The organism is Polaribacter sp. L3A8 (assembly GCF_009796785.1).
Classification (GTDB): Bacteria; Bacteroidota; Bacteroidia; order Flavobacteriales; family Flavobacteriaceae; genus Polaribacter.
Genome location: NZ_CP047026.1, coordinates 4,123,459 through 4,137,529, shown reverse-complemented (window position 1 = coordinate 4,137,529; position 14,071 = coordinate 4,123,459). Strand labels below are relative to the sequence as shown.

9 protein-coding genes are annotated in these 14,071 nt (G+C 31.3%); 6 read left to right on the top strand and 3 right to left on the bottom strand.

The window, feature by feature from the left end:
• Nucleotides 1-115: 115 nt before the first annotated feature.
• From GQR92_RS17315 to GQR92_RS17295, 5 genes are all read left to right on the top strand, one after another.
• On the top strand, nucleotides 116-1,951 hold the full coding sequence (locus tag GQR92_RS17315) for a DEAD/DEAH box helicase (RefSeq protein ID WP_158841712.1): 1,836 nt from the start codon (nucleotides 116-118) through the stop codon (nucleotides 1,949-1,951).
• 589 nt (nucleotides 1,952-2,540) lie between these two features.
• Complete coding sequence (locus tag GQR92_RS17310; protein ID WP_158841710.1) at nucleotides 2,541-2,933, top strand: hypothetical protein; 393 nt, start codon at nucleotides 2,541-2,543, stop codon at nucleotides 2,931-2,933.
• A gap of 161 nt (nucleotides 2,934-3,094) precedes the next feature.
• The gene (locus GQR92_RS17305) at nucleotides 3,095-4,171 is read left to right on the top strand and encodes an efflux RND transporter periplasmic adaptor subunit (RefSeq protein ID WP_158841708.1); all 1,077 of its coding nucleotides are present in this window, start codon (nucleotides 3,095-3,097) and stop codon (nucleotides 4,169-4,171) included.
• A gap of 22 nt (nucleotides 4,172-4,193) precedes the next feature.
• The gene (locus GQR92_RS17300) at nucleotides 4,194-7,445 is read left to right on the top strand and encodes an efflux RND transporter permease subunit (protein WP_158841706.1); all 3,252 of its coding nucleotides are present in this window, start codon (nucleotides 4,194-4,196) and stop codon (nucleotides 7,443-7,445) included.
• On the top strand, nucleotides 7,435-8,871 hold the full coding sequence (locus GQR92_RS17295; protein WP_158841704.1) for a TolC family protein: 1,437 nt from the start codon (nucleotides 7,435-7,437) through the stop codon (nucleotides 8,869-8,871). The genes GQR92_RS17300 and GQR92_RS17295 overlap by 11 nt, the downstream gene beginning before the upstream one ends.
• A gap of 135 nt (nucleotides 8,872-9,006) precedes the next feature.
• Here the strand turns inward: GQR92_RS17295 and GQR92_RS17290 are convergent, their stop codons facing one another.
• The 3 genes from GQR92_RS17290 to GQR92_RS17280 form a co-directional block, all read right to left on the bottom strand.
• On the bottom strand, nucleotides 9,007-10,254 hold the full coding sequence (locus tag GQR92_RS17290; protein WP_158841702.1) for an aminotransferase class I/II-fold pyridoxal phosphate-dependent enzyme: 1,248 nt from the start codon (nucleotides 10,252-10,254) through the stop codon (nucleotides 9,007-9,009).
• An 83-nt stretch (nucleotides 10,255-10,337) separates the two neighbouring features.
• Nucleotides 10,338-11,333, bottom strand: a complete 996-nt coding sequence (locus GQR92_RS17285) for a PLP-dependent cysteine synthase family protein (RefSeq protein WP_158841700.1) — start codon at nucleotides 11,331-11,333, stop codon at nucleotides 10,338-10,340.
• A 165-nt stretch (nucleotides 11,334-11,498) separates the two neighbouring features.
• Nucleotides 11,499-13,607 carry a S9 family peptidase gene (locus tag GQR92_RS17280; RefSeq protein WP_158842241.1) on the bottom strand — a complete coding sequence of 703 codons (2,109 nt, stop codon included), beginning with the start codon at nucleotides 13,605-13,607 and terminating at the stop codon, nucleotides 11,499-11,501.
• Between the two features lie 138 nt (nucleotides 13,608-13,745).
• On the opposite strand from GQR92_RS17280, the gene GQR92_RS17275 reads away from it, so the two are divergent.
• Complete coding sequence (locus GQR92_RS17275) at nucleotides 13,746-14,069, top strand: YbaB/EbfC family nucleoid-associated protein (protein WP_158841698.1); 324 nt, start codon at nucleotides 13,746-13,748, stop codon at nucleotides 14,067-14,069.
• Nucleotides 14,070-14,071: the final 2 nt, after the last annotated feature.

The window sequence follows — 14,071 nt, the reverse complement described above, 5'->3', positions numbered from 1 at the left end:
ATATTATCTGTACATTTGCACGATTTTTATTTTGAGTTTAACTCATTAATAATCAGGTCGAATTTTATAATCGGGTTTGCAGGTGGGCGTTCTGTGAATCCAAAAAAACACAGTAATGTCAACATTTTTAGAATTAGGTTTAAAAGAACCGATTAACAGAGCATTGACGGATTTAGGTTACGAAAAACCTACCGTAATTCAGGAAAAAGCAATTCCACAAATTATTTCATCTACAGACGATTTAAAAGCATTTGCACAAACAGGTACAGGTAAGACTGCTGCTTTTAGTTTGCCAATATTAGAGCTTTTAGATACCAATAGTAAGAACGTACAAGCTATTATTTTATCACCAACAAGAGAACTTGCAGTTCAAATTGGTAATAATATTAAAGATTTTTGTAAATACTTACCAGATGTTAAAGTAGCTACCGTTTATGGTGGTTCTAGTATGGAAGATCAAATTAGATCTTTAAAAAGAGGAGCACAAATTGTTGTTGGAACTCCGGGTAGAACCGTAGATTTAATTAACAGAAGAGCTTTAAAATTAGGTAACGTTCAATGGTTAGTCTTAGACGAAGCAGATGAAATGTTAAACATGGGTTTTAAAGATGAATTAGATAAGGTTTTAGAAGCTACACCAGAAACAAAACAAACATTATTGTTTTCTGCAACTTTTCCAAGAGAAGTAGAGTCTATTGCTAGAAATTATATGACCAACCCAGTAGAAATTACTTCTGGTCAAAAGAATTCTGGTTCAGAAAACGTAAGTCATGAGTATTATGCAGTTACAGAAAGAACTCGTTACCCAGCTTTAAAAAGAATAGCAGATTTAAACCCTGATATTTATGCAATTATATTTTGTAGAACTCGTAGAGAAACACAAGAAGTTGCAGACAATTTAATAAAAGATGGTTATAGTGCAGATGCTTTACATGGAGATTTATCTCAAGCGCAAAGAGATTCTGTAATGGGTAAATTCCGTAAAAAATCAATTCAAATACTAGTAGCTACAGATGTTGCTGCTCGTGGATTAGATGTTACAGAATTAACTCACGTAATTAACCATAAATTACCAGATCAGATAGAAAACTACACACACAGAAGTGGTAGAACTGGTAGAGCTGGTAACAAAGGTATTTCTATTGTTTTAGTGAATGGAAAAGAGAAAGGTAAATTACGCCAAATCGAAAAAATCATTCAAAAGAAATTTGTAGAAGGAAAAGTACCTTCTGGTAAAGAGATTTGCCAAAATCAATTAATGAACTTAATTGACAAGGTTGTAAATATTGAAGTAAACGAAACTCAAATTAACGAGTTTTTACCAAGTATTTATGCAAAATTAGAAGATTTAGATAGAGAAGAATTAATTAAGAAATTTGTTTCTTTAGAATTCAACACCATGTTAGCGTATTACGAAAACGCTAAAGATTTAAACGATTTATCTTCTAGAGACAACTCTAGAGCTAGAACGGTTAATGAAAACATGACACGTTTCTTTATCAATATTGGTAGAAAAGACAATTTAAACCCTGGTAAATTAATAGGTTTAATTAATGACCAAAATATTGGAGACAAAATAGAAATTGGTTCTATAGATATCTTAGATACTTTTTCTTTCTTTGAGCTTGATAAAAATTTCGAAGATCAAACATTAGAAGCTTTTTCTAGCAATCAACCAGATTTTGACGGACGCTCTGTAAACATAGAGATTACTAAGAAAGAACGTTCTGGTGGTGGACGAAGAGGTGGTAAAAAACCTTTCGGTAAAAAAGACGGTGGAGGTTTTGGAAGACGTAGAGGTTCTGAAGGTTCATCTAACAGAGGTGGAGACTCTTCTAGTAAAGGAAGATCAGACAGACGTTCTTCTGACAGATCAGACAGAAGCTCTGGTAGTGCTTCTGGAGAGAGAAGATCATCTGGCGGTTTCGGAAGAAAACGTAGAGAAAGTTAAATAGCATAAACACGATATAAAAGCCTCATCATTTAAAAATGATGAGGCTTTTTTTGTACTTACATAAAATATTGAGGCATCCAATTCCAAAAAAGTTAATACCAAAACCTTCTTATGTATTAACTAAATAATAAAGTATTTAAGGCATTTTACAACTCCTCCCTCCTATATTTTACAACACAAATATAAAAGGTGCTATAAACCAACATTCTTAACCTTATTTTTTTAACAGTCAAATAAAAAAATAACATTTAAACCCTTTCTATTTTGATTTGTTCTAACAATAAATTTAAACGTTTTATTTCTTAAAATAAGTTTTACAACAACTAAAAAAGACTGAATACTAACTAAAAACAGTTAAAATTACAAAAACTTTAGAAACAATAAAGTTTAAAAAACATGACTTTCAACAATAAATAATAAAATTAAACTTAAAATTTTATACTAAATAAGATATTATTATTAAAAAAAAAGGGTATTCATAAAAATTAATAAACTTAAAAACTTAGAACCAACTTTACTTGTTTGAAATATTCTATTCATATAATTTTGTGCTCAAATGAGAAAAAAATTTTTTACAAATTTGTTTTTGGCATTCGTAATACTTTTAAGTAGTATTACGAACTTATATGCTAATACAACAAATATTTCTCATTTACTACATGCTAAAACGACTACCCAAACCTATCACGCTTCATATAACCAGCACTATAAAAACACCTTTTTTAAACCAACTTCAGGTTCTAAAAAAGACTTAGTAGTTATAGAAGAAATTAGTACAGAAGATTTTGAAGAGAGTGAAAATCATCTTATTAATTACAGTCAGAAATCTCTTTTCGACAATAATACAGACGCTATTTTATACAAGATTCTAATAGAAAGTAAAGCTGTAAAAACCAAAGAAGACATTGTCTCTATGTGTTTTAACATCAGAATTACTTCTTTAAACTTGCATAAGAAATTTGAGGTTTTTATACTTTGATTCTAAAACAAAAACAGACTAATTTTAACTTCCGTCTGTTTTAATACTACATTTTAAAATCATTTAAATTCAATTTAGAAAGGGACTTTCCATCATTTTTTTGAGGGAACTTTCTACAATAACTCATTTTCAAAAAAATCAATATTAATATTATGGAACCTATGAAAAAAATTTTCATTGTCTTGTTCATGCTACCAATTTACACTAGCTGTAAACACAAAATCGAAGAAAAACACGAAGCTGCAAAATACCTAATAACGAGTCCTATAAAAAAAGACACCATAATCACAAAAGATTACGTTAGCCAAATTCATTCTATTAGACACATAGAAATTAGAGCAATAGAAAGAGGATATTTAAAAACGATATCTGTAGATGAAGGTCAACATCTTAAAAAAGGACAAAAAATGTTTAACATTATGCCTAATGTTTACAAAGCAGAACTACAAAAAGCAAAAGCTGAAGCAGAAGTTGCCGCAATAGAATATAAAAACACAAAATTGTTGGCTGATGAAAATGTAGTTTCTAAAAATGAATTAGCCATGTCTAAAGCTAATTATGACAAAGAAAAAGCAGAAGTTTCTTTAGCTGAAACTCATTTAGGGTTTACAGATATTAGAGCTCCTTTTGATGGAATAATGGACCATCTTCACGCAAGAGAAGGGAGTTTATTAGACGAAGGAGCATTACTAACCACTTTATCTGATAATAGTAAAATGTGGGTTTATTTTAATGTACCAGAAGCAGAATATTTAGATTATATCATAAGTACTAAAAAGAACGAAAAAGAAGAAGTTACTTTATTAATGGCCAATAACAAACCTTTTAATCAAAAAGGAATTGTAGAAACTATAGAAGGTGAATTTAATAATGAAACCGGAAACATTGCATTTAGAGCAACTTTTCCTAATCCAGATGGAATTTTAAGACATGGTGAAACAGGTAGTGTTATTATGACAATTCCTTTAAAAGATGCTCTTATTATTCCTCAAAAAGTAACTTTTGAAATCTTAGATAAAAAATACGTTTATGTTGTTGATAAAGAAAACACCGTTAAACAACAAGAAATTGAAATTTCTGCAGAATTAGAAAACTTATTTGTAGTAAGTAAAGGTCTTTCTAAAGATGATAAAATTTTACTTGAAGGAATTAGAAAAGTAAAAAATAATGAAACGATACATAGTGAATTTGTAGCTCCAAATTTGGTTATATCACACTTAGCACTTTACGCAGAATAACTAGAATTAAAACTACAAAAACATGTTTAGTAAATTTATAAAAAGACCCGTTTTGGCTATTGTCATTTCGGTGATGATCGTATTTATAGGGTCGCTTGCTATTAAGCAATTACCCATATCACAATTTCCACCAATTGCACCTACAACCGTAAATATCTTTATTGCATATCCTGGTTCTAGTGCAGATGTATTGGTAAACTCTACGTTAATTCCTTTAGAAACTGCCATAAACGGGGTACAAGGAATGCGTTATATAGCTTCGGATGCAACAAGTGCTGGAGAAGGAACCTTACGTATTATTTTCGAGCCCGGTACAGACCCAAACCAAGCAGTAGTTAGGATAAAAACCAGAGTAGATCAAGTAATGCCGTTATTACCAGAATTGGTACAACGAGAAGGTGTTGTTATTACACCAGTACAACCGAGTATGTTAATGTATGTGAATCTTTTTAGCAAAGAAAAAAAGAATGATGAAAAGTTTTTATACAACTACGCGTACACAAAAATTATCCCAGAAATACAACGTATTAACGGTATTGCAAGTGCAAAAATTTTAGGAAGCAGAAAATATGCTATGAGAGTTTGGTTAAAACCAGACAGAATGAGAGCGTATAAAATTTCTGCGGAAGAAGTTTTAGAAGCCATGGAAGACCAAAGTATTTTGGCAAGACCTGGTCGTTTAGGAAGAAGCTCTGGTAAAACAGCACAATCTTTAGAATATGTTTTAACTTATGAAAACAGGTATAATAAAGCAGACCAGTACAAAGAGATAATTGTTAAAGCAAATGAAGATGGTCAAATAGTAAAACTATCTGATATTGCTGATGTAGAATTAGGAAGTGAATTTTTTGATATCTATTCTAATTTAGACGGACATCCCTCTGCCTCTATCGTTCTAAAACAAACTTTTGGTAGTAATGGTAGTGATGTAATTAAGACGGTTAAAGAAAAATTAAAAGAGTTAGAAGTTGATTTACCTCCGGGAATTGATTTTAAAATTAGTTATGATGTTTCTAATTTCTTAGATGCATCTGTAGAACAAGTTTTACATACGCTTAGAGATGCTTTTATATTGGTAGGAATTGTTGTTTTCTTATTTTTGGGAGATTGGCGTTCTACATTAATACCTATTATTGCGGTACCTGTTTCTTTAATTGGCTCCTTTTTTGTAATGCAGCTATTTGGTCTTTCCATTAACTTAATTACACTTTTTGCTTTAGTATTGGCAATTGGTATTGTTGTAGATAATGCCATTGTTGTGGTAGAGGCTGTTCATGTTAAAATGGAAGAAGACAATCTTACTCCATACAAAGCGTCTTATGAAGTTTTAAATGAAATTGGAGGCGCAATTATTGCAATTACATTAGTAATGGTTTCTGTATTTATTCCTACTTCATTTATGACCGGACCTGTAGGTGTTTTCTATCGTCAGTTTTCGATAACAATGGCGGGTTCTATTGTAATTTCTGCAATTGTTGCCCTAACATTAACACCAGTTCTTTGTGCTATGATGTTAAAAAACAATCATGGTAAACCAAAAAGTAAATCTCCAATAGATCGTTTTATTCGTTGGTTTAATGCAGGTTTCGAAAGACTTACTGGAAGTTATGTAAAAATATTGAACAAAATTGTTGCGAGAAGAATTGTAACATTCGGTCTTTTAATTGCTTTCTGTGCGGGAATTTTTATCACAAATAAAACACTACCTGCAGGTTTTATTCCTAATGAAGATCAAGGAATGATTTATGCAATTATTCAAACTCCACCTGGAGCAACCTTAGAAAGAACAAATGAAGTTGCTAAGAAATTACAAAAAATCTGTGAAGAAACAGAAGGAGTTGCATCGGTTTCTTCTTTAGCAGGTTATGAAATTATGACTGAAGGTAGAGGGTCTAATGCCGGTACATGCATCATCAACCTAAAATCTTGGCATGATCGTGAACATTCTGTACACGAAATTATGGAAGAATTAGAAGAAGAAACAAAAGATTTAGGTGCAGTTATAGAGTATTTTGAACCACCTGCGGTTCCTGGGTTTGGTTCTTCTGGTGGATTCTCTATGCGTTTATTAGATAAAACAAACTCTACAGGTTATCATGAATTTGAAAGAATAAACAAAGAATTTATGGCTGCTTTATCTAAACGTAAAGAGTTAACGGGTTTGTTTACATTCTTCTCTGCTAATTATCCACAGTATAAATTAAAAATTAACAACAAAGTTGCCATGCAAAAAGGGGTAAGCATTGGTAAAGCAATGGAAAACCTTAACATCTTAATTGGTAGTACTTACGAGCAAGGATTTATTCGTTTTGGTAGATTCTTTAAAGTGTATACACAAGCCGCACCAGAATATAGAAGACTTCCTACAGATTTAGAAAAATTATATGTAAAAAGTGAATCCGGAGAAATGGTTCCTTATTCTTCATTTATGACTATCACAAAAGAACTAGGTCCTAATGAGATTACAAGGTATAATTTATATAATTCTGCTACCATTAGAGGTTTACCTGCAAAAGGTTTTACAAGTGGAGATGCTATTAAAGCGATAAAAGAAGTTGCCGCTAAAGAATTACCAAAAGGCTATGATGTTGGTTGGGAAGGTTTAACTTTTGATGAAGCAAATAGAGGAAATGAATCTCTATACATTTTTATTGTTGTATTAATTTTTGTGTACTTTGTTTTAGCTGCTCAATATGAAAGTTTCTTATTGCCTTTAGCTGTTATTCTTTCTTTACCTGTTGGTGTTTTTGGTTCCTTTTTCTTACTGAAAGCGATGGGACTTGCCAATGATGTTTATGCCCAAATTGGTATTATTATGCTGGTTGGTTTACTCGGTAAAAATGCCGTATTAATTGTTGAATTTGCTGTACAAAAAAGACGCCAAGGCGCCACAATTTTACAAGCTGCCGTAGAAGGTTCTAAAGCAAGGTTTAGACCTATTTTAATGACCTCTTTTGCTTTTGTTGCTGGTTTAATTCCGTTAGTTTTTGCCACTGGAGCTGGTGCAATTGGTAATAGAACCATTGGTGGTTCTGCTCTTGGAGGTATGTTAATTGGTACTGTATTTGGTGTTTTATTAATTCCTGGTCTTTACTTTGTTTTTGCTAAAATGGCAGATGGTAAAAGTTTAATTAAAGATGAGGAAAGCCAACCATTATCAGAAGAATTGATGCACAAAATTCAAGACGATAGTACAAGCAAATTAAAACTTAAAATTCAAGAAATTTCAAAACTTTTGAAAAAATTAACCAAAAGAAAAGATAATGAAAAATAGTATAAAAAACAGCAAACTATTTTTAGTAGGTATTTGCGCGGTAATGCTTTTACATTCCTGCGTACCTACTAGAGAAGTAAGAAAAGAAAACACTGCTGTTCCAGAAACATATTTAAATAAAAGTGTAGATACTTTAAATACTGCAAAAACTGAATGGCGTTCATTCTTCTCTGATCCTTATTTAATTTCTTTGATTGATACTGCATTGGTACATAATCAAGAATTAAATATAATGTTACAAAGTGTAGATATGTTTAAAAATCAGATTCAGGCTAAAAAAGGAGAATACCTTCCTTTTGTAAATATTTTTGCTAGAGCTGAAGTAGAAAAAGTAGGAGAACACACCAGAAATGGTTCAGTAGAAAAACAATTAGAAATTGATGGGAAAGAATTTCCTGAACCTCTAACTAATTATTCTGTAGGTCTCTCTGCTTCATGGGAATTAGATATTTGGAAAAAATTAAGAAATGAGAAAAAAGCAGCCGTTTATGAATATTTATCTTCTGTAGAAGGTAAAAACTTTATGACGACTAATTTAGTTTCGGAAATTGCAGATACGTATTATGAGTTGATGGCTTTAGATAATCAATTAGATATTGTAAATCAAAATTTAGATATTCAGAAAAATGCTTTAAGAATTGTAAAACTACAGAAGGAAGCTGCAAAAACAACAGAGTTAGCCGTTAGTAGATTTAAAGCAGAAGTGATTAAAAACCGAAGCGAAAAGCACGAAATTGAGCAAAAAATTGTGGTTACAGAACATAAAATTAATTTTTTAACAGGGCAAAGACCTCAGTATGTAAAAAGAAAATCTAAAGAGTTTTTAACAACTAAAATAGACACTACATACGCTGGTGTTCCTTCTCAATTGCTACAAAACAGACCTGATATTAGGAGAGCAGAATTTGAATTAGCAGCTTCTAAATTAAATACAAAAGTTGCTAGAGCTAATTTTTATCCTTCTGTTGATATTAGTGCAGGTGTAGGTTTAGAGTCTTTTAAACCAAAATTTTTAACAAGCACTCCAGAATCTCTTGCGTATTCTTTAATTGGTGATGTTGTAGGTCCTTTAATTAATAGAAATGCTATAAAAGCAGCTTATAAAAATGCAAGTGATCAACAGTTACAATCGATTTTTGAATATGAAAAAGCTATTTTAAATGCATATATAGAAGTTGCAAATGAGCTTTCTAATATTAAAAACCTAAAAACTATTTATAACTTAAAAGCAGAACAGGTATCAATTTTAACAAACTCGATAGCTCTTTCTACACGTTTATTTAAATCTGCTAGAGCAGATTATTTAGAGGTTTTACTTACCCAGAGAGAGGCGTTAGATGCAAAAATTGAATTGATTGAAACTAAAAAAGATCAATTAATAGCAAACATTCACATTTACAAATCTTTAGGCGGAGGATGGAAATAATAAAACTATAAACAACAATTAAAACCACTGTAATAAGTGGTTTTTTTATGATAATAAAATAATATAAGAAATATAAAAACAAAAAACCGAGTTTAATAGCTCGGTTTTTATATTATATGTAAATAAAAAGTAGAATTACACCATTGAAGCTGCAATTTTTTTATACGTACCATTTTCTAGCAATTCTCTAATCGCAGAAAAAGCGGTAATTGTTTCATCAATATCATCTTGTGTGTGTGTTGCAGTTGGTATCAATCTTAAAATAATTAATCCTTTTGGTATTACTGGGTACACTACAATAGAACAAAAGATTCCGTGGTTTTCACGTAAATCATTTACCATTGCCATTGCTTCTGGTATATCTCCTTTTAAAAATACGGGTGTTATACAAGTTTGCGTAGTTCCTAAATCGAAACCAGCAGCACGTAAACCAGATTGTAAAGCATTTGTGTTTCTCCACAATGTTTCTTTCAATTCTGGCATTGTACGTAACATATCTAAACGTTTTAATGCTCCTTTAACCATTGCCATTGGTAATGATTTTGCAAACATTTGAGAACGCATATTGTATTGTAAATACTGAATTACTTCTTTATTCCCTGCAAAAAAAGCTCCAATACCTGCCATAGATTTTGCAAACGTTGCAAAGTATACATCTATTTCATCTTGTACTCCTTGCTCTACACCTGTTCCTTTACCATCTTTACCTAAAGTACCAAAACCATGTGCATCATCTACTAGCAATCTAAAATTATATTCTTTTTTAAAAGCAACAATTTCTTTTAACCGTCCTTGTTCTCCTCGCATACCAAAAACACCTTCAGAAATCACTAAAATTCCTCCGCCTGTTTTTTCTGCCATCTTTTGAGCACGCTTAATGTTTTTTTCAAAACTTACCATGTCATTATGCTTATAAACAAAACGTTTACCAGCGTGTAAACGAACTCCATCTATAATACATGCATGAGTATCCATGTCGTATACAATAACATCGTGCTTAGTTACCAAAGCATCAATTGCAGATACCATTCCTTGATATCCAAAGTTTACTAAATATGCAGCATCTTTTTCTACAAACTCAGCACATTCTTGCTCTAATTGTTCATGAAATTTAGTATGCCCAGACATCATTCTTGCTCCCATTGGGTAAGCCATACCGTGCTCTGTAGCAGCAGCTCCATCTGCTTTTAAAACTTCTGGGTGATTTGCTAAACCTAAATAATCATTGATACTCCAAGTAACAACTTTTTTACCATTAAAAGACATTCTGTTAGATATTGGTCCTTCTAATTTAGGAAAAACATAATAGCCTTCTGCTTGTTTTGCCCATTTACCTAAGGGACCTTTATCTGCTTCTATTCTTTCAAATAAATCTTTCGTCATGTGCTCTATTTTATATTATTCTTCGAACTGCAAAGTAACCGTTTTTTTTGCAGTTTATCAAATTGTGTTAAGTTCTATTCTATTTACAAAAAATCGTTCTGTTTCATCCAATCATCGCTATAAATTTTATTCATATAACGAGATCCATGATCTGCAAAAACTAACACTACAAAACTATTCTCATCAAACATATTTTTTGCTGCGTATTGTTTTGTTGCTTGCATTACAGCTCCACTTGTATACCCTGGAAAAATCCCTTCTTTTTTAACAATATTTCTAGCCTCTAATGCAGCTTCTTTATCAGAAACTTTTTCATAGATATCTATCACATCAAAATCGGTCGCTGTAGGAATTAAGTTTTTACCTAATCCTTCAATTTTATATGGGCTCACCTCTTCTAAATCGAATTCTTTGGTTTCGTGGTATTTTTTTAACACAGAACCAATAGCATCTACTCCTAAAATTTTGATGTTTGGGTTTTGTTCTTTTAAATACTTTCCTGTACCAGAGATAGTGCCTCCAGTACCACTTGCTACTACTAAATGTGTAATTTTACCATCTGTTTGTTCCCAGATTTCTGGACCTGTACTTTTGTAATGTGCTTCTATATTTAGCTCATTAAAATACTGGTTAATATACACTGAATTCTTTGTTTTTTTATGGATTTTTTTAGCAACTTCATAATAAGATCTAGGATCATCTGGAGCTACGTTTGCAGGGCAAATATGCACTTCTGCTCCCATAGATTTTAGTAAATCTATTTTATCTTTAGAAGATTTATCGCTCACAGCTAAAATACATTTGTATCCTTTTACAATGCTTATCATTGCCAAACTAAACCCTGTATTACCAGAAGTTGTTTCTACAATAGTAGCGCCTTTTTTAAGGATGCCTTTTTTTTCTGCGTCTTGTACAATGTGTAATGCAATTCTATCTTTTGCTGAATGACCGGGATTAAAAGCTTCGAATTTTGCGTAATACGAACCAGGTAAATTCTTGGTAATCTTATGAAGTTTTATTAGTGGGGTTTCACCTACTAAATCTAATATTGAATTTGTAATCCCTTTATTTCTAGTCATTCTCTCACTATTCTCAAAGTAAATATCATTACGAGATAACGTGACAATTTTATCTATTTCTATTAAAAAAATAGCTTCGTTACGCTCGCAATGATATTTATTTTATCTTTGATTCTTGTGGCAAAAGTACGGTTAATCCTTAAATACTGAAACTGTTTTTAAGACTTAATTTTTTTTACCATCTAATTTATGTTCTAAGGCTAAAAAGAAAGTATACATTTTAGCGGTTTCTTTTAAAGCATCAAAACGACCAGATGCTCCTCCATGACCTGCTTCCATATTGGTTTCTAATAACAATAAATTATTGTCTGTTTTTAATTCTCTTAATTTTGCAACCCATTTAGCTGGCTCCCAATACTGTACTTGAGAGTCATGAAAACCTGTAGTTACCAAAATATTTGGATACTCTTTTGCAGCTACTTGATCATAAGGAGAATACGATTTAATATAATCGTAATATTCCTTATCATTAGGGTTTCCCCATTCATCATATTCTCCCGTAGTAAGAGGAATACTATCATCTAACATTGTAGAAATTACATCAACAAAAGGTACAGATGCAATAATTCCGTTATATAATTCTGGGTTCATATTTACAATAGCGCCCATTAACAATCCTCCGGCAGAACCACCCATAGCGTATAAATGCTCTGAACATGTGTAGTTGTTATCAATTAAATATTGAGAACAATCTATAAAGTCGTTAAAGGTATTTTTCTTGTTTAACATTTTACCGTCTTCATACCATTCTCTTCCTAAATACTCGCTACCACGTATGTGTGCCAACGCATACACAAAACCTCTATCTAACAAACTTAAACGAGTTGTAGAAAAACTATCTGGTATTGTATACCCATAAGAGCCATAAGCATATTGTAATACAGGTGTAGAATTATTAAGTTTTGTATCTTTATGGTACACCAAAGAAATTGCAACTTCTTTTCCGTCTCTTGTAGTTGCCCAAACACGTTTACTTATATAATTTTCTTTTTTAAATTCTCCTCCTAAAACTTCTTGTTCTTTTTTAATTTCATTAGATTGATCTTTCATATTAAAGTCAATGACAGAACTTGGTGTTGTAAAAGAATTATATGAATAACGAATAACATCCGTATCAAAATCTGGATTTGCATACACTCCTACAGAATACGTTTCTTCGTTAAAAGGTAAATAGTAATCTTCGGTTTCATCCCAACGTTTAATGCGTATTTTATTTAAACCATTAGTACGCTCTTCTAAAACTAAATAATCTTTAAATATAGAAAAATCTTCTAATAAAGTATCATCTCTATGCGGAATTACATCTACCCAATTATCTTTAGTAGTATTAGTTATTGGTGTTTTCATCAACTTAAAGTTGATGGCATTATCTTTATTGGTTAACAAATAAAAATAATCTCCAAAATGTGCTACACTGTATTCTAAATCTCTTTCTCTTGGTTGCAGCATTGTAAAGGCTCCTGTAGGATTGTCTGCATCTAAATACTGTGCCTCTGTAGAAACCGTACTATAAGAACCTATAATAATGTATTTATCTGATTTAGATTTGGTAACATACGTACCAAACGTATCGTCTTTTTCATAAAAAACCTCTACATCTTCACTTGTTGGCGTTCCTAACACATGTCTATAAACACTTGAACTACGTAAAGTTACAGGATCTTTTTTTGTATAAAAAATAGTTTTATTATCATTTGCCCAAACAGAACCTCCTGTAGTATTTTCTATAATATCTTTATAAATTTTGCCTGTTTCTAAGTTTTTAATTCTTAAAAAATACTGTCTTCTACTTACCGTATCGGTGGCAAAAACCATCAATTTATTATCCGAAGAAACATTTAAACCGCCTAATTGATAGTAATCGAAATCTTTAGCCATTTCGTTTACATTAAAAAGCACCTCTTCTTCCGCTTCTAAGTTTTCTTTTTTACGGCTATAAATTGGGTATTGATTTCCAACTTCATAACGAGTAATATAAAAATATCCGTTATCCTTATAAGGTACAGAAGAATCATCTTCTTTTATTCTACCTTTCATTTCTTCAAATAAAGCTTCCTGAAAAGGTTCTGTATAAGCTGTTACTTCTTTATAATATGTATTTTCTTCTTCTAAATAGTCTACTACTTTTTGAGTATGAGCATCTTTTTCTACTGCATTTTTTTGTTCGTCAGACAAACGCATCCAAAAATAATTATCTATTCTAACATCTCCGTGTTTCTCTAACTTTGTAGGCTGTTTTTCTGCTACTGGAGTTTTTGCATCTGTACTTTTCATGGTCTTATTTTTACAAGCGGTTGCAAATGTAAGACTTAAAACAACGAAAGGAATAACAATTTTTCTCATTTTTGGGAGATTTAAATTCTTATAAAAATACTAAATTTGTAGCCAACTAAATTATAATCAAGAAAAACAATGTTTGGAGACCTATCTGGAATGATGAATAAGCTAAAAGAAACACAGCAAAAAGTAGAAGAAACAAAAATAAGATTAAACAATGTTTTAGTCGATGAAGTTGCTGCAGACGGAAAACTAAAAATTACCTTAACTGCCAACAGAGAAATAAAATCTATTTCTATTGATAATGCTTTGCTTTCTGATGCAGAAGAATTAGAAGACTACTTAATTATTGCTTTAAATAAAGCGATTGAAAAAGCAACCAAAATTAACGAAGCAGAAATGGCTGTTGCTGCAAAAAGCGGTATGCCAAACATTCCTGGTATGGATATGTTTAAATAAAA